The following is a 25,446-nucleotide window of genomic DNA, read 5'->3' on the forward strand; positions in this document are numbered from 1 at the left end:
CCCACGCGTTACTCACCCGTTTGCCGCTCGCTCCAAAAGGAGCGCGCTCGACTTGCATGTGTTAAGCCTGCCGCCAGCGTTCGTTCTGAGCCAGGATCAAACTCTCATATTGAAAATTCGATTTGGCTTAATATTTGGTCTTTTGCTCCTTAAAACTAAAGAGCACCAATTAAATGGTCACGCTTGAATCGACGAGAACATATTTTTACACACCAATCTAATAATCAATTATTAGATCCGGTATTAACATCTTCTCTAAAAAAAACGTGCCGCCATATTCTTTTCGAAATCTTAAAATCTTAAGATCTCCGCAGACTATGCCGCCCACGTTTCTCTTTCTTCTTTCTTCTCTTGTCAAAGAACATACAGTTAAAAAAAACCGTAAATCAAACCAAAAAATACCATACACTAAAAAGTGTAAAATATAAACCTAAAAGGCAAAACACCGCATATATGATAAGTCTTAGTTCATAAAACAAGAGCAAAACCAACCATCGCAAGCAGAAACCGCTCTCGTTACTCCCCGTATATAGTACTCTTTCAACAAAAGAGTCAATATCATTTTTTACTTTTTTTCTAAAATAAAATATGAATACAAAAAAAACTATTTCAATAAAAGGTCTACCAAAAATATATATATAAAACCTAAAAAACAGAAGAACTTAAGAAAAAGAAGACACTTCTAAAAAAACATAAATAACCAAAACCGATCAATCATAAAGACGAATTACATGAAAGTTTCTTGCGGGATAATGGTGGCTGTTAGATCATAAGCCTCCCTCCTCTCATAATGACTATAAATCTCCTTAAATGAAGCGCATCATGTAAAAGACTCAAAGACAGGATACATCTTCTATAATCACCATTGCATAAACACCTTACACGCTTTATGATTTTCCATGAAAGCAAAAGGAAGAAGATGTCTATGTCCTCTAAACTGACGCGTAACCAAACATTGGTTTTGAACACTTTAAAGAATGCAAAAGGGCCTTTAAGTGCTTATGCGATTCTTGACCAATTACGCGAAGAAGGTTTTCGCGCCCCTCTCCAAGTTTATCGTGCATTAGAAAAACTCGTACAATTAAAATGTATTCATCGTCTTGAAAGTGTAAATGCCTTTATGGTCTGTTTACATCCTGAAAAATGTCAACACGAACTTACAACTTTTATCATTTGCGAAAACTGCGGTACAGTTAATGAAATACAAAATCAAACGATTGTATCAAGTTTAAAACAAATGGTTCAAGCTTTTGACTTCCAAGCACACAAAAGCACTCTAGAGGTACGAGGTCTTTGTAAAAAATGCGTAACAAAATAAGACCCTAAACTTGCAAGTTCATATATTTAGCATTATGTTGCAAAGGATTGCCTTATTATTTGAAAAGCTCTTACTGTCCTTGCATGTATATCACCCTAGCCTATAGAGTGAGGGACTTATTACACTCGTTGGAACATAAATATTGAAAGTATAAAATCATGTCCATATCTGAGACAATTTTTTCAACCAAAAATTTCAATAAAACGAAACAAAAGAAAGTAATCAAGGCTCTTCTTATCGTCTTTGCACTTTTTGTTCTTTGGTTTGGCTATAAGTGGATAACACATTGGCGTTATATGCTCTCCACTGAAGATGCTTATGTACAAGGAGATATCGCAGCTATTGCACCTAAATTGAATGGATATATTGAAAAAATAGCGATTAAAGCCAATCAAGTTGTAAAAAAGGATGATGTTTTATTTTACTTAGACAATGGTGATTATCAAATAGCCTTAGATCAAACAAAAGCGCATCTTAATACACAGAAAAAAACACTTCTACGCATTGATGCACAAATTACAGCTGCTCACAGTGCTTTAGATGATGCACAAGCACAAAAAGCAGCCGCTTCAGCCATAGCAACCAATGCACAACTCACCTTAAAACGTGTAAAAGAACTGAAAGCCAATCGTTATGCCCCTCAATCAGATGTTGATGATGCCCAATCAGCCTATGAACAAGCCATTGCTAATGTTAATAGGGCGGATGCACAAATCGCTGCTGCACGTGCCAATATCCAGGTACTAGAAGCACAACGAAATGAAACAGAAAGTCAAACAAAGAGCTTAGAACTTTCACGTGAAAAAGCACAACGTGATCTTGATTCAACCATTATACGCGCGCCATTTGATGGAATTATAGGAAATTTAACAGCAAAAAGGGGAGATTTTGTTATAAATGGTCAACGTCTTGCAGCGTTAGTCCCTATCCATGCGCTTTATATTGAAGCAAACTATAAAGAAACACAGTTGCAAAATATTCATGCGGGACAAAAAGCTTATATTGCTGTTGATGCCTTCAAAAAGGAGGTCTTTACAGGAACAGTGCTTTCTATTTCACCCGCGACAGGTGCTGTTTTTTCTCTTCTTCCTCCACAAAATGCCACTGGTAACTTTACAAAGATTGTTCAACGCATTCCCGTACGGATTTCTATTCCAGAAGAAGTCTTAAAGACCGGACATATCCGAGCGGGAATGAGTGTTTCAGTAGAAGTTGATACACGCACACAACCATAAAATAAAAGTCTCTTATAACAACAAGAAAATGACCTTATTATTATGACATCTTCCATACCAAAACCCATACAGTCTCAAGAGCGCATAGAAATCCGTAACATTGTGATTTTCATCGTAATGGCCTTTGGCATGTTCATGGCTATTTTGGATATCCAAATCGTTGCCTCTTCTTTAGCTGAAGTTCAAGCGGGTCTTGCTGCAAGCTCTGAAGAAATTTCATGGGTTCAAACCTCCTATCTCATCGCTGAAGTCATCATGTTACCCCTTTCTGGCTTCTTAGGAAGATTGCTTTCAACACGCGTTTTCTTTACGATCTCGGCGATCGGATTTACGATTACCTCTATTCTTTGTGCAACAGCAACATCCATTGGAGAGATGATTATCTACCGTGCTTTGCAAGGTTTTATTGGTGGAGGAATTATCCCAAGCGTTTTTGTTGCCTCTTATGTCCTTTTTCCGCCTTCCAAACGTCCAGTTGTCGTCCCTATTGTTGGACTCGTCGCAACACTCGCCCCCACGATTGGTCCAACGATCGGCGGTTATCTTTGTCATCTCTTATCATGGCACTGGCTTTTTCTCATCAATGTGCCTTTTGGGATTATTATTTCAATTCTCGCTTGGAAATTAATTGATTTTGATAAAGCAAACCCATCTCTCATGGCTAAATTTGATTGGTTGGGACTCATTTCTATGGCTATTTTTCTAGGAACTTTAGAGTATGTACTAGAAGAGGGGGCACGCCATGATTGGTTAAATGATCGGCTGATTCGGGATTTGTTCATTATCATGATTTTGTCTGCCGCCCTCTTCTTCTGGCGTGCTTTTACGGCAAAAGAGCCTATTGTTGATCTTACGGCTTTTTCTAATTTTAATTTTTCTGCTGCATCCATTTTTTCCTTTTCTTTGGGAATAGGTCTTTATGGGCTCACATATCTTTACCCTGTCTATTTAAGCCAAATCCGCCATTATGATGCCCTCATGATAGGAGAAACATTGTTTCTTTCAGGATTCGTCATGCTATTAACCGCCCCTCTAGCCGGATATCTTTCCGCAAGAATGGATGCACGTTTGATGATGGCGATAGGACTTTTGGGCTTTGCAATAGGAACTTGGATGGCAAGTTCTATCACAGACAACTGGGATTTTTGGCAACTCTTTTGGCCACAAGTTTTCCGTGGTGCTTCTGTCATGTTATGTATGGTTCCTGTTAATAACATTGCCTTGGGAACACTTCCACCAGAACGCATGCAAAATGCTTCTGGACTTTTTAATCTCACACGGAATCTGGGAGGAGCTGTAGGGCTTGCCATTATCAGCACTCTCATGACAAAACGTGCAGATTTCCATTACGAACGAATAGCCGAAACGCTCAATCACGCAAATAGACAAGCAACTGAAATGCTTTCAAAGCTTACTTTACTCTTCAAAACAGAAACCTTTGATTCGCATACGCTTGCTCTTTCTCAGCTATTTGGTATAGCGCGCCTCCAAGCAATGATTATGGCTTTGAGTGATATTTTCTTTATCATCACCATCATCTTTGGTCTTTTGACATTTATGACTATTTTTCTCAAAAAAATACCACCTCTCACTGATTCGACACCAAGTCACTGAGTTTAATTTAAAGTGAGAAATACCTTATTCCTATTCTCGATAACTTTAACGTCCCTTAAGGAATAAGATAAATCTACATATGATTCTAAACGCCTTTTTCTGATAAAAATTCTTTGCAATGTATGACTCTTTAGACAGTAAAAAATAACTTCTCATATGAAAAATTATTTTAGATGAGAGGATACTAAAATAAAGACTTGATCATAAGGGCTCTACACCATAGAAAATAAAGTAGCTTTTTCTGTAATATTTTTGATTTCTCACCATAGGGCAAAAAAACTATTAAAAAAATATTTTCCCTCTCATGAGATTTCTCATCTTTCGGACAATCTATTTTACGCTACTGTCCTCATAAAAACGTTCCTGTAAGATTCTGTGCACTTCACTCTTTTTAAGCTTACCAGAATAGATCACCTTTTTCTTTTTCTATTTTCCATGGTCCCCTCTTTCTTTGAAGTATTTCATAAAAGATTGATGATTCTTTTGAGTTTTATTTACGTCCCCATTATTTCCTTACGATCAGAGGCTGCTACTCTATATAGAGCAATGATTTTTTGCTTCTGCATATAAAATTTGAAATGAGAATCCTGTATTCGACACGCTCATACCATTTGAAAAACATTGTCTTTAGAATCTATTCTCTTTAGAGAAAAGAAGTAAGAATATGTTTTTTTAAGAAGTTTTCAAACATGTGATTTTATTTTTTTATGCTCTGTACAAACCCTTTGTTGCCTGCCAATAGGCTCTCTTTTAATGCTCACAGGGTTGAAAAACGGAATGAATACAATCTTCAAGCCACTTTATGATGCTGAAAACGCCTAGAAACGGTTCGTTCTCCGCTCGCAACCAAAGTGCCATAACAACCAGAAAGATAGTGTGGTATCAGTTCCAAGCCTTGAAAACGATGCTTTTCGTAAGGACCAGGCATTGCCAAATTTTCTGTTAAGCGATTTGAAAAACCAAAACGTTGATAAAATTCAAAATCTCCTACCAATAAAATAGCGCCATATCCTAATTTTTTGGCTGTTTCAATTGCATGGCGGACTAAAATTGATCCTATTCCCATACCAGAACATTCAGCAGCAACAGCCAAAGGTCCCAAAAGTAAAGCATGTTGTGTTTCATTTTTTTCTTTAAAAAAAGACACATGCCAAAGACGCACACTCCCCACAAGCTCACCAAGCGCATTTTTAACCACAAAAGAAAGCCCTTTAGCCGCTAACCGACCACGACGTAAAGCCTCTGATGACTTACGTTTACGTCCACGCCCCATTGTTGCATCAAGCAAAATTTCTCGATAAGGCTTGTCTGCTTCTTGCTCCAATAAAAGTGTAAAACATGCCCCATTTTTTGTTTGAAAATTAATCATGTTCATCTCGATGACCCACCCTCTTATAGTGCAATGACAAGCACAGCCAAAAAATCTAAAAACACCTATCGTTACAAGGAAATTTCAGATCACATACGATCGTAAAGGCTCAAAACCATTAAAGGCAACAGATGCGTAAGTTGCTGTGTAAGCACCCGTTCCATGAATCAATATCTTATCTCCGATCGTTAGAGATAAAGGAAGCGGATAAGGTGTTTTTTCATAGAGAACATCTGCCGAATCGCATGTTGGTCCAGCTAAAATACAAGGCTCCATAACCTTATCATCATGAGGGGTCTCAATAGGATAACGAATGGCTTCATCCATCGTTTCAGCAAGACCATTAAATTTTCCAATATCAAGATAAACCCATCGGACATTATCATTATCAGCTTTTTTAGAGATCAGAACAACTTCTGTGCGAATAACACCCGCATTGCCAACCATCGCACGCCCTGGCTCAATAATTGTCTCAGGAATACGATTACCAAAATGCTTTTTTAATGAATCAAAAACTGCCGTACCATAAGCTTGTTCTGTAGGAACATCTTTTAAATAACGCGTTGGGAAACCACCCCCCATATTCACCAACTTCAGTGAAATACCTTCTTGTTCCAAATTTTTAAAAACCCCAGCCACATCCGATAAAGCACGATCCCACGCATTTAGATCAACTTGCTGAGATCCAACATGAAAAGAAACACCATGAGCTTGCAAACCTAATTGGTATGCGCGTTTTAGCACATCAACCGCCATAGCAGGGACACAACCAAACTTGCGTGACAATGGCCACTCTGCACCTTTTCCATCGGTAAGAACGCGGCAAAAAACCCGCGCTCCAGGAGCAGCACGCGCAATTTTTTCCACTTCTTCAACACAATCAACGGCATAAAGTGAAACCCCCAATGCGTAGGCACGCGCAATATCACGCTCTTTTTTAATTGTATTCCCAAAAGAAATACGCTCGGGCGTTGCCCCTGCTTTTAAAGCCATTTCAATTTCTGCAACAGAAGCCGCATCAAAAGAAGATCCTAAAGAACTTAGCAAACGCAAGATCTCAGGGGCTGGGTTTGCCTTTATTGCGTAAAAAATACGAGACTGCGGAAGCGCTTTTTCAAAATTTAAATAATTTTCACGGACAACATCAAGGTCAACAATTAAGCATGGACCCTCAGAACGATGTGTTGCAAGAAAATCGCGAATACGTTGCGTTGCCATCTGCAATTCTCCTCGAGGGAAAGCTCCCCCACTCTATGCTTGGACAGCCAAAACTGCCAAGAACCAAAAGACAAAGAACACACAACAACCATCCCCATTCTGATTACAAAAAACCAGAAATTAGCTTTGCATGCAGCGAAAGAACAGCGCGAAAACCGCGTCATTCTACTTTATCTGCCTTTTTGATTGGAGTTGAGAAAACTACTTCCGCACTGAAGGCAATGAGGTGTGCCTCTATAGTAATCCCAGCATTTAAAAGCTGGAAGACACCAGAAAGGCCCGCACCGTCGTTGCTTCAAGATGTCCTCATTCTTGCAATTGGCTGTAAGAATGACTGGAGCGGTTAGTTCCAGGTACCGTACCGGTTGACCTCACCATTTGAGAACCAGCGGACACCCACAGGCACGTGCGACTTTGGGCAAGGAGTCCTATAAAACGAATCCTCTCTCATTTCAATCATTTTTTTAATTTTAAACATTTTTTAATTATTAAAGAGAACATGATGCTAAAAAGCAACACTCTCCGCCACCAGATAAAGCCATCCGCCCACTTTTATGAGATCATTCCCCTACACAATCCTTACAACAGAAATCACAATCTTGCTTTAAAAGCGCCTCTTGTTTAGCTTTCTCATTCTATTTTTCCAACATCATCCATAGAAAACAATGCAACATATCACACTCAACACATTCATTTATAATTGATACTTTCATTATTCTAACCTTAGATCAAAAATCCAATCTTAAAATACTTTCATTTCCTCCTCTCTTACAAATGCATCAATCAAAATCATTTTTTTCACATCACAAGTGTAAAACAGCGTGTGGCACCAAAAAAGTTGAAAAAAGAGTAAAATACCTTTTATAAATCGCTTTTAAATGCAAGGAGTCCCAACATTGGAATCTAGGGATATCTTGGCTGAAGCAGCAGCATCTTTAAAGATAATGATATCCTTTCCCCAACACCCCTTATCTTGCTCACTAATATCCTAAAAAAACACCCGTACTTTCAACATCTATTTCACTCTATCCTTAAAGCAAGAGATCATGTAAAATCACTGTGTAATAGAGTCGATATGGTATAACTCAACTGCGTTTCACCATCTTGAAGCTTCATAAAAGAGCGAGCAGATCATCATCACGCACTGAACCAATGTGCAATAGCTCTTGATATTTAAGAAGATTCATAAGAGACATATCTTTCTTGTATCCTTTTACTCTACAGGACTTTCCTCGCTTGTAACGTGCAAAAGACATGGATTTTTTAATTGATTCAATATAGAAACAGTAAATTATTATAAATCAATGTTCTAGACTGTTCATCAACGGCTTTTCTATTTTAAAATGAAAAATATTTAAAAGATACAATCTCCTATCAAATAAAGCAAAGTGAACAATCTATAATGATTATTTATAAATCAATAAATTAATGTAAAGAAAAAGACCGAATAACATTCGGTCTTATACGATATTTTTCTAAGAAGATTAAAGATGCTTCTCTCTTAAATTTAAGAGAAAAAAGCTGAAATTTAAAGCGCTACAGTAATCCTTATGTTCCTTGATGCGCATCAATTGCACGCAACTTCAACAATTGAAATTGCCTATGGCGCTCACGAAAACGCTCTCTATCCGCTTCACTACGCGTGTTATAACAAGCCTCACAAGAAACACCTTCCTCATAATGAGGCGATAATTTGCTTTCAGCATTCAAAGGAGAACGACATGCGCGACAGAGCTCGCGTCCACATTCCTCAAGACCATGCTGAACAGAAACCCGCTCATCAAAAACAAAGCATTCTCCCCACCATAAACTTTCCTCTTTTGGAATTGTTTCCAAATATTTGAGAATTCCTCCTTTTAAATGGTACACTTGGTCATACCCAAGTTCACGAACATACGCTGTTGATTTTTCACACCGAATACCGCCTGTACAAAACATAGCAATTTTCTTTTTTTTCTTCAAAACAGCTTCATGTTGACGCACCCATTCAGGAAATTCGCGAAATGTTTTAATTTGTGGATCAATCGCTCCTTGAAAACTCCCAATTGCATATTCATAATCATTACGGGTATCGATCAAAATTGTCTCTTCATCTTGAATAAGAGCATTCCACTCTTCAGGCTCCACATAAGTCCCAACAACTTTTAGCGGATCAACCCCTTCAACGCCCATTGTTACAATTTCCTTTTTTAACCGCACTTTCATGCGATGAAAAGGCATTTTTGATGCCCATGAATATTTAATTTCCGGCGTTTGAAACGCTGGCTCAGCCGTAATAAAATCGATCAATGCCTCAATCGCTTCACAAGAACCAGCAACAGTTCCATTAATTCCCTCTTGTGCTAAAAGGAGGGTCCCTTTGATATCCTTTGCCCGACATAAATCCTGCAAAGGCTTCTGTAATTGACGATAATGCTTCAAATCTGCAAAGCAATAAAGTGCAGCAACTTTAAAATTCTTTTCCATGTCTTTTGCCATAACGCGCGTTTCATCCAATTTCAAGATCTATTCATTTACTCTTTAACATATTGTGCTTAATTAAACGATATAAATAATATCATCTCGAAAAAAGAACATTATGTGCCAAAAAAGAGAAACCCTTTTATCATACCTCCAAGGACAAACCGTTATACCTATTTTGACCATCAACAATTTACAAGATGCTGTACCTTTAGCACGAGCTCTTGTCAAAGGCGGATTAAAAACAATTGAGATCACCTTGCGAACACCACATGCTCTCAAAGCAATTCAGATAATGACACAAGAAGTCCCTGAAGCTATTGTTGGGGCTGGAACAATTCTCAACACAACACACTACGAACAAGCCGAACAAGCTGGAGCAAAATTCATCGTAAGCCCTGGATTATCCAATGAATTAATCAATTGTGCAAAAAATAGTGAAGTTCCGCTCCTTCCTGGTGCAATGACCCCAAGTGAACTCATGCAAGCTTTAGACAAAGGCTATTCATATCTTAAATTTTTCCCTGCCAAAGTCGCTGGAGGTCTTGCCTTCCTCCAAGCATTAGCCTCTCCTTTTTCTGAAATCTTCTTTTGCCCTACAGGCGGTATAACACAAAAAAGTGCAACACAATGGCTCCAACTTCCTAACGTCTTCTGCGTTGGCGGTTCTTGGATAGCACCCCAACAGCTCATTGCTATAAAGGACTGGAATTCGATTAGTGCGTTAGCGCATACTGCATCAAAACTTCCCTCTCACCCTACAAAAACGCGCTCTACAACATGAAGATGCAGGAGCATTATTCGCCCCTTCAACAAGACCAAAACCTTCACACATCCTTGCACAATCTTTTAACGCCTGCCATAGAACCACAAATCATCACACGATCTTCATCAGGAGAAATTTTGAACAAGCCGGTTTCTTAAAAAAACACCAGCCCCTACCATCACTCTACAAAAGCGCGCTCTACAACATGAAGATGCAGGAGCATTATTCGCCCCTTCAACAAGACCAAAACCTTCACACATCCTTGCACAATCTTTTAACGCCTGCCATAGAACCACAAATCATCACACGATCTTCATCAGGAGAAATTTTGAACAAGCCGGTTTCTTAAAAAAACACCAGCCCCTACCATCACTCTACAAAAGCGCGCTCTACAACATAAGTCGCAGGAGCATTATTCGCCCCTTCAACAAGACCAAAACCTTCACACATCCTTGCGCAATCTTTTAACATTGCCATAGAACCACAAATCATCACGCGATCTTCATCAGGAGAAATTTTCGGTAAACCAGTCGTTTCAAAAAAAACACCGCTCTCCATAACAGTCGTAATGCGTCCCATATGCTCGGAAGGTTCGCGCGTAGTCATAGGATAAAATTTCAACTGTTGTGCATATTCCCCAATCAGTGGATCTTGTTGCAAAGAGCAAACAAGGTCTTTTGCATAAGTCAACTCATTCTTTTCACGCGTTGTTTGAATAAGAATAACTTCTGAAAATTTTTCATAAGTATCCGGATCACGAATAAGGCTTGCAAAAGGAGCAACCCCCGTACCAGTTGAAAGGAGATAAAGGCGTTTTCCAGGGATAAGAGCATCCAGAACCAGCGTTCCTGTAGATTTTTTACGCATCAGCACTGTATCACCAATTTTAATTTTTTGCAGATGCTCAGTTAATGGCCCTCCTGGAACTTTTATCGAAAAAAACTCAAGCTGTTCATCCCAAAAGGGACTTGCAATCGAATAAGCACGATAAATCGGCTTTTTTGCATTTGGCAAACCGATCATAACAAATTCACCCGAACGAAAACGAAAACTTTCCGGACGATTCAGGCGAAATTTAAACAAACGATCTGTATAATGATAAACTTCTTGAACCGTAAGAGCGTATACATTCTCAGGAATCGGAAAATTTGAAGCAACGCTGCTGCTGTTTGACGGAACATTGGTAGCAGACGTATTCATACACTTCCCCATATCTTTATTGAACGTTAAATTTCGAATCCCTGACGTGATATAGTACGTGCATCACCATCTGCCAACAATTTTCTTAAAACAAAAGTCTTAAGATTAACACTTTTATGTCCAAATCAATCGCATGAAGAAAACGCCAATACAAATCATATTCAAAGAAAAATAAAAATTTTGAGCCTTAAACAATCACTACACTTTCTTCGCTTTTAACACACAACGCATATTTTCTCTTGTTAAGAAAGCCCTGCAAGTTCATCAAAACAACCTCATCCGCAACCAACAGCATAACATTGCACTCTTCAAAATGATACAATACAATAAATTATGCTTTATTTTTTTAATATGCCTCAACAAGAGAAAACAAGTAAAAAACAAAAACCTATGTTCTACAAACTATCAGAAGGTACCGTATTGCTAACAACACAAATAAAACTAAAATATCTCTTATATCCAGAGTATCATTTTACATAAAAAACGATTTCATGGTACATAATTCAGTATGGGAGATTTATGATTTTGACCGTCGCAAACAGTATCTTTTCCTTGTATCCTAAGGAACCTCTGTAACGTAACCAAAGAAAAAGCCGTACGCACAAACACAGATAAGATTTAAAAATGAATAAATCCGCTAATGATGAAATAAATCCACACCTCTATGCCGCTGTCGCAACCATTAATGTCAGTGCCATTGTTGCCAATTATATCACTTTAGCCAAACGTGTAGCGCCAACACAATGTTCAGCAGTTGTCAAAGCAAATGCCTATGGGCTAGGCGCTCACAAAATTGCTCCTGCCCTTTATCAAGCGGGTTGTCGTACTTTTTTTGTTGCTCAAATCAGAGAAGCATTGCACTTAAAAAGCATTTTACCACCAGATGTCACGATTGCTCTTCTAAATGGACTTCCACACTTAGCAGAAGAGTTTGTCGCACAGTCTGGTATTGTTCCTGTCCTAAACTCTTGGAATGCCATTGAAATTTGGCAAAAGATTTGTCAAAAAAAGGATAAAAAATTTCCAGCAATTGTTCAAATCGATACCCATATGAACCGATTAGGACTTGATCAAAAAGAATTACAAAAACTCATCAAACGCCCTACAATTTTTGAAACCGCAGACATAAAATATATTCTCAGCCACCTTTCTAATGGAGAAGATGATACCCAGCCATCAAATTATGCCCAATTGACTGCTTTCAAAACTGCCCTTGCACAACTCCCCCCTTGTAAAGTTTCCTTTGCGAATTCTGGAGGTATTTTTTTAGGCTCAGATTTTTATTTTGATCTTGTTCGCCCCGGTATTGCACTTTACGGGATTGACCCTTCAGAAAAACACCCGTCCCTTCTAAAACCTGTTTTAAAACTTGAAGCCCAAATCATTCAAAATCGCATTGTTGGTGCAGGAAAACCTGTTGGTTATGGAGAAAGCTTTATAACCAACAGACCAAGCACTCTTGCAACCATTTCTATTGGCTATGCAGATGGTTGGCTTCGTGCTCTTTCAAATAAAGGAGCTGTTTATTTCAATGGGTACAAACTTCCCATGGTTGGACGGGTTTCTATGGATTCCATTATTGTAGATACAACCGATCTTGATCAAAAGCCTCAAACAGGTGACTGGGTAGAACTCATTGGTCCCCATCAAACACTTGAAAAAATATCTCTAGATGCCAACACCCTTCCCAATGAAATTTTAACATCCCTTGGATCACGCTATAAATACATTTACACCTAAAGGCTCTTTAAACAAATAAACCGCTACAAATCATCACTTTAGAAAATCAGAGAGCTTTTACGAAAGATTTTACAACAATCAATCATATACCATGTTCATGAGATACCACCCATTTACAAAATTCTCAAAATAGGCGAGTTAATGAGCTGTTTTATAAAAGTAAACGTCACCCAAAACACAAAAATTGAACTTTTTTCTCCCATAAATGAACGAAGATGATAAACTGAGGATTGATTTTCACCTTTAAAGCTTTTACATTTTTGCAAAATGAGATTGTCTTTCAACTTTAAAGATGACTCCAACAAAGATAGACAATCCCCCTCCCTCATCTGGCATACAGCCATGAAAAAGCTGGAACTGTTCATAAAGCCCTTTTTGCCTCACTCTCTGGCGCAAATATGCTGCTATGTTAGGTTTGGATATTGATTGATGGGCAACAGCTAAAGCACACGCGCTCTTAAAAAAATTAAGCCATAAAGTCAAAAACTGATTTGCAATAAACGAGAAAAATGTGTGAGCTTTTTATTAAGGGACTCTGTAAAAAACAACCATAACACCATTTGGCTTTATGTTTACTTATTCTAACAGGTGTTCATCCATATTTTTTGCGTCATCTTCATAAAGAGCCGATAGAAGAGAAATATTTAGACAATTCTTCGCTCGAAAATCTGAAAGGTTGACGAGATACAACAACAGAATTTCGCACACCTTTATAGTCAGAAACACTAAAAGTGAATTTATTCAACCAGTCATAGTCTTCTTAGTGAGAATAGCATGTCACACCCCATGTAATAAACTGTAACCCCTCTCCCCATAGGTTTTGCTTTCGTTTATATGGAGATTGGCTGGCTTAGAAATAACCGATGCACCTAGTCAACTCAAACCATGTCATACGATAGAAAAAAGGAGAGTATACCTATCGCTTACAAAGCACAGCTTTTTTGTCAACTTTTTCGATTTTGCTCATGTTGTAAAAACAAGGAAAAATTCTAGAAAATAGACAAATAACGCCATAGAAGCATAGCTCAATAAGCACAAAGCCCACACAAAACGTGTGGGCTTTTTTTATGCAAATAAACAAATTAAGTACATATTTTTATTTAATAAGTATTTCCCAAGGGCGGACACGAACAAATAAGCATTCTATCTCCCGCAACATTATCAATCCGCGATACAGGAGGCCAATATTTGTTGGCTGGATCAACAGAGCTATTGGGAAAAGCAGCTTCTTGTCGCGAATAGGGTCGCGCCCAAGCATCATCTAAAGTATCTGCGACTGTATGCGGAGCATTCACCAATGGATTATTGTCTTTTGGCCAAACCCCATTCCCAACTTTTTTTGCTTCTTCAGCAATGGAGAGTAATGCATCACAAAAACGATCAATTTCTGCTTTTGGTTCTGATTCCGTTGGCTCAATCATCAAAGTTCCCGGAACAGGAAACGACATCGTGGGCGCATGGAATCCATAATCAATGAGACGTTTTGCAATATCATCAACACTCACCCCATACTGATCTTTTAACAGGCGTGTATCCACAATACATTCATGAGCAACACGTCCATGTTTGCCCCGATAAAGAATGGAATAAGCCGGTGAAAGACGTGCAGCAATATAATTAGCATTTAAAATAGCTATTTGTGTTGCATATTTTAAGCCATCAGCGCCCATCATTCGAATATACATCCATGTAATTGCGAGAATAGATGCACTGCCATAAGGAGAAGCTGAAACTGCATGCGTTGTGCCATCTTGTTCATGCCCTGGTAAAAATGGTTTGAGATGCGCTGCGACCCCAATTGGTCCCATCCCAGGTCCCCCCCCTCCATGAGGAATAGCAAATGTTTTATGCAGATTCATATGACAAACATCAGCCCCAATATCTGCAGGACGCGCAAGCCCTACAAGTGCATTGAGATTAGCGCCATCAAAATAAACTTGTCCGCCATTTTCATGAATAATGGAACAAATTTCTTTAATGCTTTCCTCATAAACACCATGGGTTGAAGGATAAGTAATCATGAGAGCGGCCAATTTGTCCTTATGCAATTGCGCTTTCATTTTGAGATCATCGACATCAACATCGCCATCGCTTAAACATTTTACTACAACAACTTCCATGCCCGCCATATGCGCCGAAGCTGGGTTCGTACCATGCGCAGAAGCCGGAATAAGACAAATAGTCCGTTGCTGTTCTCCCCGTGAGTGGTAATAGCGTCGGATCGCCAAAAGCCCTGCATATTCACCTTGAGCACCAGAATTTGGCTGAAAAGACACTTGCGCAAATCCTGTAATTTCACACAACCAGGCATTTAACTGATTGATCATCTCCAAATAACCCGCCACATCCTCTTGTGAAACAAAAGGGTGTATATTGGCCATGCTTGCCCAACTTACAGGCATCAATTCAGCCGCTGCGTTCAGCTTCATTGTACAAGAACCAAGAGGGATCATCGCCCGATCCAGTGCCAAATCCTTATCGGCTAAACGACGCAAAAAGCGCATCATATCTGTCTCTGAATGAACTGCATGAAAAAAGGGTTGAGAAAGAAAAGCAGCATCCCGCCTTTGACCAAAGAGTCTTGGAGACGCCTGATCAACGAGTTTTGCACCTAAAAGCTGTGCTAGAGCAGCAGCATCTTCTTCTGTCGACAATTCATCAAAATTGATTGCAATGGTATCATCATCGAGAACACGAACAAGACGCCCACTCATCTTGGCTTGATGCGCAATTTCACGCGCTTTTCCCTTCACAACAATGCTAACACAATCAAAAAAAGCTTCACCGTCACAAGAAACGCCAGCAGCCTCTAAACCAGCAACAAAACGACATGTTAAATGATGAATCCGCTGCGCAATTTTTTGTAAGCCTTTTGGCCCATGCCAAACAGCATAAGCGGTTGCCATATTAGCCAACAAAGCCTGAGCTGTACAAATATTTGATGTCGCTTTATCGCGCCGAATATGTTGTTCACGTGTTTGCAAAGCTAAACGAAAACCAACGCGCCCTTCTGTATCGACGGATTGCCCCACTATACGCCCTGGAATAAGGCGTGTGAGCGCATCACTCACCGCAAGGTAACCAGCATGGGGACCACCAAATCCCATCGGAACACCATAACGCTGCATCGAACCGACAACAATATCAGCGCCCCATTTTGCCGGTGCTTCCATAAGCGTAAGCGCTAAAGGATCAGCCACAACAATAATCAGCGCACCTTTTTCCTTTGCCTCTTTTATGACCTCACTATAATCATGAAAAGAACCTTTTGTATCGGGCCAAGAGAGAACAATTGCCGCTGTATCAGGACAAATTTCTTTCTCAAAGCTAATCCGAATGCCCTGTGTTTCAGCACGCGTTTGCACAACACTCAAAGTCTGAGGATGTAAAAGGCTCTGAAGAGAAATTTTTGTTTTTTTCTCCCGCGCAAAACGAACAGCAAGAGCATTGGCTTCCGCTAAAGCCGTTGCTTCATCAAGAAGAGAAGCAGCAGCAACAGGCAGGCCTGTCAGTTCACTAATCAATGTCTGAAAATAAAACAGGAGTTCTAAACGACCTTGGCTAATTTCTGCTTGATACGGCGTATAAGCGGTATACCAAGCTGGATTTTCAAACAGATTTCGTAAAATAACCGGAGGCACAAATGTGCCGTGATATCCTTGCCCAATAAAACTTTTATGCACACAATTACGCGCCATCATTTTGGAGAGTTCTTCCAAGGCTTGGTTCTCACTGGCAGCCTTGGGAAGGTTCAGTGAACGTCCCAAATGAATAGAATTGGGAACCGCTTGAGAAATGAGTGTATCAACACTATCGAGCTCTAAAACATCAAGCATTTTTTGTGTTTCATCAGGACGCAGCCCAATATGTCGAGAAGAAAAAGAACGCTCGATCATGACACTCATCCAATCAAAGCTTTATAAGCATCTTCATCTAATAACCCTTCCAGTTGCGTTTCATCCTGCACTGTCATTTTCCATAACCAGCCTTCTGTTTCGGCTTTCTGATTGACCAGTTCAGGATTATCAGCCAGTGCTTCATTGATTTCGACCACTTCACCATCAAGAGGAGAATAAACATCTGAAGCTGCTTTAACGGATTCCACCACAGCCGCCGCCTCTCCTTTGGAAAGTTTTGTCCCACTTTGTGGTAAATCAACAAAAACCAAATCGCCTAATTGTTCTTGCGCATAATGTGTAACCCCAACAGTCACTATTTGTCCTTCAACGCTAAGCCATTCGTGGTCTTGTGTGAAATAAGTTTTAGACATAAAAAATCATCCTTTAAAATAACGTTGTTCAACAAAGGGAAGAGAATGCACTGAAAGTGCAATCTTTTTGCCTCGCAATTCTGTAAAGACTTCTGTTCCTTCACCTTTACACGCAACAGGAACATACCCCATCGCGACAGGACCATCAAAAGAAGGACCAAAACCACCGGATGTTACCACACCAATCTCATTGCCCTGTTCATCGAGAAGCACCGCACCGGCACGAATAGGTTGGCGTGTTTGCGGTTTTAATCCAACACGACAACGATCAGGTCCTTTTTGCAGCGCTTCAAGAAAAGCCTTTGCACCGTAAAATTGTGCTTTTTCTCGGACACTCTTAGGAACAGCCCATGTTAAAGCTGCATCAATAGGCGTCGTCTCAGGGGTAATATCATTTCCATGCAAACACAACCCTGCTTCCAAGCGCAAACTATCGCGTGCAGCAAGTCCAATCCACTCAACACGCGAATCACTCAGCAATTTTTCAGCCAACATATGCGCATGCCCTATCGGCAAAGCAATTTCAAAACCATCTTCTCCCGTATAGCCAGAACGCGTTATAAACCAATCTTGTTGTGGTTCGAATCCCTGCATAAAGAACAATTCATTCCCTGGTAAATCGGCATCAGCCAGAACAGCTGCGGCTTGAGGACCTTGAAGAGCAAGTAACACCCTTTCAAGAGCAATCACTTGACATTCAAAATCAACAGCACGCTTTTCTAATTCTTCAAAATCAGCCTGTGCATTCCCCGCATTGGCAACCAACATAAAACGGTTCTCTTCCAAACGGGTAATGATCAGATCATCAAGAATACCAGCCTGCTCATTTAGCAAATAATTATACCGTGAGTGCCCAATCTTTAAAGCTGCTGCATCAATAGGAAAAGCATAGGATAAAAATTCTACGGCTTGTGCCCCTTCAACGGCAATCAATTTCATATGAGAAATATCAAAAAGTCCTGCATGTGCACGCGTATGAAGATGCTCTTTCAAAACGCCAAGAGGATAAGTTAAAGGCATATTCCACCCCGCAAAAGCACCAAATTTTGCTCCTGCTTTTTCATGCAGATCATATAAAGGAAGTGTTTTTAAAAAAGATGTTTCTTGTTGTGTGCCCATAATAACTCCAAAGCTGCGCTAACGCCCACACAATATGGTCGTCTCTGCACCCCTCTGTCATCAACCTGAGAGACTCGCGAAAAGACTTTCGCTTACACCTTCGGCGCGGGCTCTCCCGACTTTCCAGATCTGCCTTCCTCCTTTTACGGTCCTTAAAGCCTGAGAGATTATGGGCTATTTCCCCTTCGGCGGCAATGCGAAAACTTGCAATCTGCACTCTCCCGCAAAAGAATGAAAGAAACGATAACGCTCTTTCCAGCATGTTTTAATCTATAACCTATCTTGATCACACTGTCATTAGGAAAGTGATAAACGTACTCTCATTTTAAAACTTGCATATTTTAAAACTTGCATAAGCTATTTCAAAAGATTTATAATAGTATCCTTTTGAAGCTTACAAAAATTGTAAGGAACACATTTTAGGAAATTTAAGACAAAAATACCCCTTGAAAATCATGCCAAACGTTACACACTAAAAAGGTCGCAAAACAAGATTCTTTCTTGTGCAATTCAGTCTTAAGAGTAGGGTTTTATATTCTTTCAAGAATTAAGAATAAAGACTTCAAGTATTTTATAAGGTTGATGGTAATGCACAAGAAGTAGATTTTCTGCTTTGTTAATAGTGTCATAAGATGCAACGATTGACAGGCTAAAATTACCGAATAAAGGTCACAATATACTCATGAAAGCTGGTAATATCTCCTACAATTGCGAAAATGATCTTCCAAAGCAAATTACTCTTTTCCCTTTAGAAGGTGCGCTCTTACTGCCCGGTGGTTTTTTATCACTCAACATTTTTGAACCAGAATCGCTTGAAATAATTGAAAATGTTATGGTATCCGATCGTCTCTTGGGCATTATTCAACCCCTTTCATCGGATACGGACCGTTTTTCTACACAACTTTATAAAACAGGTTGTATAGGACGTATTACAAACTACAGTGAAACCGGCAATGGACAACTTTTCATTATCTTACAAGGCGTTTGCCGTTTCACCTTAGAACAAGAATTGACAAATACGAAGTCCTATCGAACAGCTCTCATCCAATCAAACATCAAAGACTTACAAGAACTCGATATTGAAGAAAGCATTCATCGAGAAAGCTTACTTGATGTTGTTGAAAAATATCTGACCATCCATGAAATGGAATATAATTGGAGCAGTATCATAGAAGCCCCAACACCGATATTGGTAAATGCTTTTTCAGCGCTTATCCCCTTTACACCGGCAGAAAAACAAGCTCTCCTTGAAGCCCCCGATATCAAAAGTCGTGCTCAAACGCTTCTCGCATTAACAGAACGCTCCCTCATGAAACAAACAGGAACAGATTATCGTTTAAACTAATGAACGTAAAAACATGAAAAAAATGACCACAGATCCTAAAATGCTCGAATTGCTTGTCTGCCCAATCACGAAAGGCACGCTTTCTTTCAACCGAAAAACACAAGAACTTATTTCTCTCAAAGCCAAACTTGCCTATCCTATTCATGATGGTGTTCCCATTATGCTTGCTTCAGAAGCGCGTCCTTTGCAAAACAATGAAAAAACAACCCATAAAAAATAAACACTCTTTAGGCAATTTTTCTTTCAAAACCCCACTGTTATCAAGATGATATCTTAGTGTCTTGAGAAAAAGAGTTTTACAATCCGACTTTACAACTTTTCAAAGTCTTTCAAACGATATTTTTATCTATCGTGGATCCCTTGATGACATCAAAACTTGAAAAAACCAACAAGGAAAATGGGCTGTAATTTCAATTGACGATTGAAAGCTATTGCCTTAAGGTCTGGTCAGTATACACGGCGGTCAGGGGGGCAAATTCAAACATTAAATCCTACTTTGCAAATATACTTCCGGGACTCTTGTTATGTCCAAGTGCATTTTACGCACTAAAAGCAAGAGGCTGACTCGGTTTCAGCACTTCCAGATCCCGGAAGTCTCCAAATCCTGAAAGTTGAATGCCGAGGGTGCTTGCACCTGAAAGGCGTGAGTATAAGCCCAATATCCAGATTTTAATGACATTTCTATAGGCTAATCTATAAGCTAAAAAATGCACTTTGATTTGCTTGAAATAAGCAATTTGAATTTCAATTGACGATTGAAAGCTATTGCCTTAAGGTCTGGTCAGTATACACGGCGGTCAGGGGGGCAAATTCAAACATTAAATCCCACTTTGCAAATATACTTCCGGGACTCTTGTCATGTCCAAGTGCGTTTTACGCACTAAAAGCAAGAGGCTGATTCGATGTCAGCACTTCCAGATCCCGGAAGTCCCCAAATCCTGAAAGTTGAATGCCGAGGGTGCTTGCACCTGAAAGGCGTGAGTATAAGCCCAATATCCAGATTTTAATGACATTTCTATAGGCTAATCTATAAGCTAAAAAATGCACTTTGATTTGCTTGAAATAAGCAATTTGAATTTCAATTGACGACTGAAAGCAATTGCCTTATGAATAAAGCTTGTGTTTTTGGTCGTATACGCGACGATCAAATAGGGTCTGGAAGCCCGAAAAACTCAAACTAGAAATAAAACCGCTTTTTGCGGGTATCCCGGAATTTCCGGGGGCTCTTGTTATGTCCAAGTGCATCTTACGCACTAAAAGCAAGAGGCTGTTTTGAGTCAGCACTTCCAGACCCCGGATACCAATGCGAGGGCGCTCGCAACCGGAGGGGAAACAAAGTGCAAGCTAAAAATTCACATTCTTACGACATTTCTTTAGGCCAAAAAATTCGCTTCAGAAGAAATATGATGGGGTTTTCTCAAAAACAATTAGGAAGTCATTTGGGCGTAACGTTTCAACAAATCCAAAAATATGAAAAAGGTTTAAATCGTGTGAGCGCAGCACGTTTACAGGAAATTGCTGATGTACTGGGTGTTCCCGTTTCCTTCTTTTACGCTGATTGCACAAAAAAAGAAGAGACTTCCTCGCATTGTGATGACAGAATATCAAGTAAAGCAGAATATTTACTTTTAAAAAATTTCAGAGAGCTTACCCGCAAAAAACAAAGAGCAATTTTGCAGTTGATTTCTGATGAAAAAAACAGCCCCTTATTTTTATGAATTTACTGAAAAGCCCTCAACTGTTCTGAAGCACATTGAAAAACATTTTAACTGTCTCCGCGCCAAAAGACGAAGATTTTTATCCAGTCTGGAAACAGTCTGAATAGAAATTTTTGTCTTTAGAGAGAGGGAAGAAATCAAATAATTGGACACTTAACAGATAAAAGACAAAAAAATTTCCCAAGGCGATGCGCCATACCATCTTTTAAAAATTCAAAAGTGTAAAGAGAAACAATTGACAGAAGAGAAAAAATTCACTTAAGTGCTCTCGCAAAGAGATGAAGAATTCGCATAAAATATTCAATTTTTTTCACTTCTGAAAGATTAAAAAAGACAATATTATTTGCAATACAATACTTTATTGTGCTGACAATTCTGATTGCTATGCACAACATGGGATTTGTTGAAGATATAATTTAATGATGTTCCTTGACCAACTCATTCTCTCCTGAGTATAGCGCGGGGAATAAACGTGGAGAGACACGAAGGAGTATAGAACAATGAGTTTTAAAGTTGCCATTGTCGGCGCAACAGGAAATGTCGGTCGTGAAATGCTTACAATTTTAGAAGAGCGTGGTTTTCCTGCGCATGAAATTGTTCCTCTGGCATCACGACGCTCATTAGGACAAGAAGTTTCTTATGGAGACAAAACGTTAAAAGTAAAAGCTCTGGATACGTATGATTTTTCTGACACAGATTTGTGTCTTATGTCTGCGGGAGGCAGCATTTCCAAAGAATATGCTCCTAAAATCGCGGCAGCAGACTGTGTCGTTATCGACAATTCCTCTACATGGCGCTATGATGCCAATGTTCCGTTGATTGTCCCTGAAGTCAACGCTGAAGCTATAAGTGCCTTTTCTAAGCGTAATATTATTGCCAATCCCAATTGTTCAACAATTCAACTGGTCTTAGCTTTAAAACCTCTCCATGATGCTGCTATCATTAAACGGGTTGTTGTCTCTACATATCAATCCGTCTCTGGAGCTGGTAAAGAAGGAATGGACGAACTTTTCGAACAATCACGCGCTGTGTTTGTTGCAGATCCCATTACATCAAAAAAATTCACTAAACGCATTGCCTTTAATGTCATTCCCCATATCGATGTTTTCATGGAAGATGGTTATACAAAAGAAGAATGGAAAATGACGGCTGAAACGAAGAAAATACTTGATCCGAAAATTAAACTCACAGCCACGGCTGTTCGGGTTCCTGTCTTTATCGGGCATGCAGAAGCCGTCCATGTTGAATTTGAAAAACCACTCAGCGTATCTGAAGCACAAGCGCTCTTCCGCGATGCCCCTGGTTGTCAACTTATCGATAAACACGAAGATGGTGGCTATACCACGCCTTATGAATGTACAGGAGAAGATGACACCTTTATTAGCCGTGTTCGTGAAGATATCACCGTTGAAAATGGTTTGGCTTTCTGGGTTGTCGCCGATAATTTAAGAAAAGGCGCCGCATTAAATGCTGTTCAAATTGCTGAATTGCTCATTTCTCGTAATTTGATAAAGCCTAAGTCTGCCAATTAACGCCCTATCTAAAAGGACGAAGAATCTTAGCCGGTCTGTCAAAAGTCCGGCTTCTCTTCAAAAACAATCTTCCCTTACTGGGGATTTATATCATCACCCTAAAAGACAACCATACGGAGCATTGACGAATTCTACTCTTAAACATCCTTGAACCCCTCATCACCTTAAAAAACGAAGATCTCTACCTGCATTGCTCTTGAACACAATCGCACTTTTTACCCAGTTTATACCGATCACCATCCTCATGCCGCCTTACGACACAATAGGATAAGGACAACAAGCTTCTCACCATTCTCTTAAAAAAAAATTCAGCTTTAATAAATTCCATCAAACATTATCCTGAAGGACAGTATCTCGAGGCGTTGATAAATTTCACCCTAAATATTCTTAACTCTCGCCACCTTAAGTTATCTCTCTCCACCTTGATGCTATTTTATGGGATAATAGGATCAGCAGCATAAAGCATTTTTTGCTTCATACTGCCATCTTTTCTGTCATTCCCGTTATGATGTTAGTTTTTTATCCTTATCGAGCAGGATAGGTCACAACACGGTAACGCGTTTCATTGCGTTCAAAATTTTTGTCATTAACCTTATCCGGAAAGAAGGGATTATAAGCATTGACGTGTTTTACAGAAACTTCTTGTGCCTTTGGCGAAGGATTAAAAATTGTCCGTTCATCTCTTTTTTTGACTCCTGTTGAATCAATAATCACATCTGTTCTGTACAGTTTTTGCATGTTTTTTGGTGTTTTTTGCACCGCTGGAAGAGCTTTTAAATCAGAAACAATCTGTTTTACTTTTTCTTTTTTTACTTTTGGCGATTTTATCATGGAATTTGATTTTACCGGCACCTTTTTAAAAGCAATGGTAGGAACATTAGCAACGTTGACATAACGTGCAGATGCCCAACCAACTTTTCCATGATACCCAAGAGAACACCAAGTTTTATTGGATAAGCAGCCATAAATTTGCACTTTTGCGCCCACTGGAACCGTTGTGATCACTTTATAAGCTGTCGCAGGACCTGTGCGTAACGATACCTGACCTGATGCAACACGAGCAACGTTTCCAGCAATAGCCCCCGCTTGCGCGTGAGAAGCAGTCACAGCCACCCCTGATGCTCCCAAAGCCCATAAGATCATTGTCGTTGATAAAAGATTCTTTCTTAACATTATTTTTCTTCCTCTCTAATCTGTGAAGGACAAATTTTTCACCTTTGCAAAAATTTGCCGCATTTAAGTCTAGTAATCATCACTCTTTGTTTTTCCCCAAACGCCCCCAGCCCCATTGCAACCAGATCTCTCTTTGTCCCCTCCACCCCCTCTCCACAAATACAGTCTTTTGATTTTGATTGCGCAGTATGTCGCTCATAAATTGACCGCTAAAACATCATCTGATTGCTTGGCTCTTTAGCCAATCGTCTCTTAAAGAAGTTTTTAAAGCGACATTGGTTCCCTCAACAAATCATTACAATAGATGAATTGATTGCCTAAATTTCAGAGAATTGCTATGAACCAATAATGATGTTTCCCCAAACTGCGGAACATAAAGAAAAAAGAATATTCTTTTTTAAAATAAAAGTGATTGAATATTCTCTAAAGCTTGTATAACCTTAAATTTCCTTAAAAAAATATAAAGAATATTGAAGCTTTCCTCGAAAAATCTCTTGGAAAAGAAAGTTAAAAGCACATGACATTAAAATTTTTTTCTCGCAGTCAGGTTATAGGATTATTCCTCTCTCTCTTTACCCTTTTTTTGTCTACTGCTTTTTCCATGGCCGCAGACAAATCAAAAATCAAACTTGGTGTCATGGAAGGACACGAAGCCACTGTTTGGCAAGTCGCTGCAGAGCAAGCTAAAAAAGCTGGTTTAGAAATTGAGCTGGTTTATTTTTCTGATTACACTTTGCCCAACGATGCTGTTAATGCGGGAGAGATTGATGCCAATGCTTTTCAACACACGCCTTATCTTAAAAACCAAATGGAACAGCGCGGTTATAAACTTTCAGTTGTAGGGTACACATTTATTGCCCCAATCGGTGTCTATTCCCACAAAATTAAAGATTTAAAGGACCTGCGTGATGGTGCACATGTTGGCATTCCTAATGATCCATCCAACGGTGGAAGAGCCCTTCTCCTTCTCAATTCTTTAGGTCTTATTCAATTAAAAGACCCTCATGATATTCTTGCCTCCCCACTGGATATTATTGAAAATCCTAAAAACGTGCAAATTCGTGAACTTGATGCCGGCATGTTAGGGCGAGCTATTGATGATTTTGATATTGCCGTTATCAATACAAATTGGGCTTTGGTTTCTGGACTAGACTTGCAAAAAGATGTTGTCGCATGGGAAAACGCAGAAAATAATCCCTATACCAATATCATTGTTGTGCGGACCAGCGACAAAGATGAACCATGGGTCAAAAAATTAGTTGCTGCCTACAATAGCGAGCCTGTTCGTGCAAAAATCAAAGAGATTTTTGGTCCAGCAGCACAAACATCTTGGTAATTATACCCCATATTCTCGTCGTTTTGCTAAACA

At 39.4% G+C, this 25,446-nt stretch carries 18 protein-coding genes, 1 rRNA gene and 2 riboswitches; of the genes, 10 read left to right on the plus strand and 9 right to left on the minus strand.

All coding sequences use genetic code 11. The annotated features are described in order from the left end of the window. Positions 1 to 112, minus strand: a 16S ribosomal RNA gene (locus T429_RS0107120); the annotation flags it as partial. 813 nt (positions 113 to 925) lie between these two features. Here T429_RS0107120 and T429_RS0107125 point away from each other — a divergent pair. The 3 genes from T429_RS0107125 to T429_RS0107135 all read left to right on the plus strand — a co-directional run bounded on the left by T429_RS0107125 (position 926) and on the right by T429_RS0107135 (position 4,167). Then, entirely contained in the window at positions 926 to 1,318 is a 393-nt protein-coding gene (locus T429_RS0107125) for a Fur family transcriptional regulator (RefSeq protein ID WP_026500931.1), read from the plus strand. Positions 1,319 to 1,476: 158 nt separating this feature from the next. Then, the gene (locus T429_RS0107130) at positions 1,477 to 2,553 is read left to right on the plus strand and encodes an HlyD family secretion protein (RefSeq protein WP_005775306.1); all 1,077 of its coding nucleotides are present in this window, start codon (positions 1,477 to 1,479) and stop codon (positions 2,551 to 2,553) included. Positions 2,554 to 2,595: 42 nt separating this feature from the next. Further along, complete coding sequence (locus T429_RS0107135; RefSeq protein ID WP_005774895.1) at positions 2,596 to 4,167, plus strand: DHA2 family efflux MFS transporter permease subunit; 1,572 nt, start codon at positions 2,596 to 2,598, stop codon at positions 4,165 to 4,167. A 790-nt stretch (positions 4,168 to 4,957) separates the two neighbouring features. Here T429_RS0107135 and T429_RS0107140 read toward each other — a convergent pair. The 3 genes from T429_RS0107140 to trhO form a co-directional block, all read right to left on the minus strand. Continuing rightward, on the minus strand, positions 4,958 to 5,542 hold the full coding sequence (locus T429_RS0107140) for a GNAT family N-acetyltransferase (protein WP_026500932.1): 585 nt from the start codon (positions 5,540 to 5,542) through the stop codon (positions 4,958 to 4,960). Positions 5,543 to 5,620: 78 nt separating this feature from the next. Then, positions 5,621 to 6,754, minus strand: a complete 1,134-nt coding sequence (locus T429_RS0107145) for a type III PLP-dependent enzyme (protein WP_005775308.1) — start codon at positions 6,752 to 6,754, stop codon at positions 5,621 to 5,623. A gap of 1,548 nt (positions 6,755 to 8,302) precedes the next feature. Next, entirely contained in the window at positions 8,303 to 9,220 is a 918-nt protein-coding gene (gene trhO / locus T429_RS0107160) for an oxygen-dependent tRNA uridine(34) hydroxylase TrhO (protein ID WP_034456068.1), read from the minus strand. 112 nt (positions 9,221 to 9,332) lie between these two features. Between trhO and eda the strand changes: the two genes are divergently transcribed. Next, positions 9,333 to 9,998 (plus strand): bifunctional 4-hydroxy-2-oxoglutarate aldolase/2-dehydro-3-deoxy-phosphogluconate aldolase, encoded by a 666-nt coding sequence (gene eda, locus T429_RS0107165; protein ID WP_005774890.1) that lies wholly within the window; start codon positions 9,333 to 9,335, stop codon positions 9,996 to 9,998. Between the two features lie 351 nt (positions 9,999 to 10,349). Here the strand turns inward: eda and T429_RS0107175 are convergent, their stop codons facing one another. Continuing rightward, the gene (locus tag T429_RS0107175) at positions 10,350 to 11,180 is read right to left on the minus strand and encodes a ferredoxin--NADP reductase (RefSeq protein ID WP_005775309.1); all 831 of its coding nucleotides are present in this window, start codon (positions 11,178 to 11,180) and stop codon (positions 10,350 to 10,352) included. Between the two features lie 624 nt (positions 11,181 to 11,804). Between T429_RS0107175 and alr the strand changes: the two genes are divergently transcribed. Beyond that, entirely contained in the window at positions 11,805 to 12,920 is a 1,116-nt protein-coding gene (gene alr / locus T429_RS0107185) for an alanine racemase (protein ID WP_005774888.1), read from the plus strand. Between the two features lie 1,100 nt (positions 12,921 to 14,020). On the opposite strand, the gene gcvP is transcribed toward alr, so the two are convergent. The 3 genes from gcvP to gcvT are packed head-to-tail and all read right to left on the minus strand — an operon-like array spanning position 14,021 to position 18,309. Further along, positions 14,021 to 16,816 carry an aminomethyl-transferring glycine dehydrogenase gene (gene gcvP, locus T429_RS0107195; RefSeq protein ID WP_005774887.1) on the minus strand — a complete coding sequence of 932 codons (2,796 nt, stop codon included), beginning with the start codon at positions 16,814 to 16,816 and terminating at the stop codon, positions 14,021 to 14,023. Between the two features lie 5 nt (positions 16,817 to 16,821). After that, positions 16,822 to 17,190: a glycine cleavage system protein GcvH gene (gene gcvH, locus T429_RS0107200; protein WP_005774886.1), complete on the minus strand. Its 369-nt coding sequence runs from the start codon at positions 17,188 to 17,190 to the stop codon at positions 16,822 to 16,824. A gap of 6 nt (positions 17,191 to 17,196) precedes the next feature. Continuing rightward, a complete protein-coding gene (gcvT, locus tag T429_RS0107205; protein ID WP_005774885.1) occupies positions 17,197 to 18,309 on the minus strand; it encodes a glycine cleavage system aminomethyltransferase GcvT in 1,113 nt (370 codons plus the stop codon). Positions 18,310 to 18,353: 44 nt separating this feature from the next. Then, positions 18,354 to 18,444: riboswitch (glycine riboswitch) on the minus strand. 1 nt (position 18,445) lies between these two features. After that, positions 18,446 to 18,543: riboswitch (glycine riboswitch) on the minus strand. A gap of 448 nt (positions 18,544 to 18,991) precedes the next feature. On the opposite strand from gcvT, the gene T429_RS0107210 reads away from it, so the two are divergent. From T429_RS0107210 to T429_RS0107225, 4 genes are all read left to right on the plus strand, one after another. Continuing rightward, on the plus strand, positions 18,992 to 19,654 hold the full coding sequence (locus tag T429_RS0107210; protein ID WP_005774884.1) for an LON peptidase substrate-binding domain-containing protein: 663 nt from the start codon (positions 18,992 to 18,994) through the stop codon (positions 19,652 to 19,654). Positions 19,655 to 19,667: 13 nt separating this feature from the next. Next, positions 19,668 to 19,874 carry a Trm112 family protein gene (locus T429_RS0107215; RefSeq protein ID WP_005774882.1) on the plus strand — a complete coding sequence of 69 codons (207 nt, stop codon included), beginning with the start codon at positions 19,668 to 19,670 and terminating at the stop codon, positions 19,872 to 19,874. Positions 19,875 to 20,991: 1,117 nt separating this feature from the next. After that, positions 20,992 to 21,372, plus strand: coding sequence for a helix-turn-helix domain-containing protein (locus tag T429_RS0107220; protein WP_026500935.1), 381 nt, complete (start codon positions 20,992 to 20,994; stop codon positions 21,370 to 21,372). 500 nt (positions 21,373 to 21,872) lie between these two features. Beyond that, positions 21,873 to 22,904 carry an aspartate-semialdehyde dehydrogenase gene (locus T429_RS0107225; protein ID WP_005774880.1) on the plus strand — a complete coding sequence of 344 codons (1,032 nt, stop codon included), beginning with the start codon at positions 21,873 to 21,875 and terminating at the stop codon, positions 22,902 to 22,904. 525 nt (positions 22,905 to 23,429) lie between these two features. Here the strand turns inward: T429_RS0107225 and T429_RS0107230 are convergent. Next, positions 23,430 to 24,077: an SH3 domain-containing protein gene (locus T429_RS0107230; RefSeq protein ID WP_005774879.1), complete on the minus strand. Its 648-nt coding sequence runs from the start codon at positions 24,075 to 24,077 to the stop codon at positions 23,430 to 23,432. A 517-nt stretch (positions 24,078 to 24,594) separates the two neighbouring features. Here T429_RS0107230 and T429_RS0107240 point away from each other — a divergent pair. Then, the gene (locus T429_RS0107240) at positions 24,595 to 25,413 is read left to right on the plus strand and encodes a MetQ/NlpA family ABC transporter substrate-binding protein (protein WP_005774878.1); all 819 of its coding nucleotides are present in this window, start codon (positions 24,595 to 24,597) and stop codon (positions 25,411 to 25,413) included. Positions 25,414 to 25,446 lie beyond the last annotated feature (33 nt).

Origin of the sequence: Bartonella elizabethae F9251 = ATCC 49927, assembly GCF_000518165.1 — a bacterium.
Taxonomy (GTDB): Bacteria; Pseudomonadota; Alphaproteobacteria; order Rhizobiales; family Rhizobiaceae; genus Bartonella; species Bartonella elizabethae.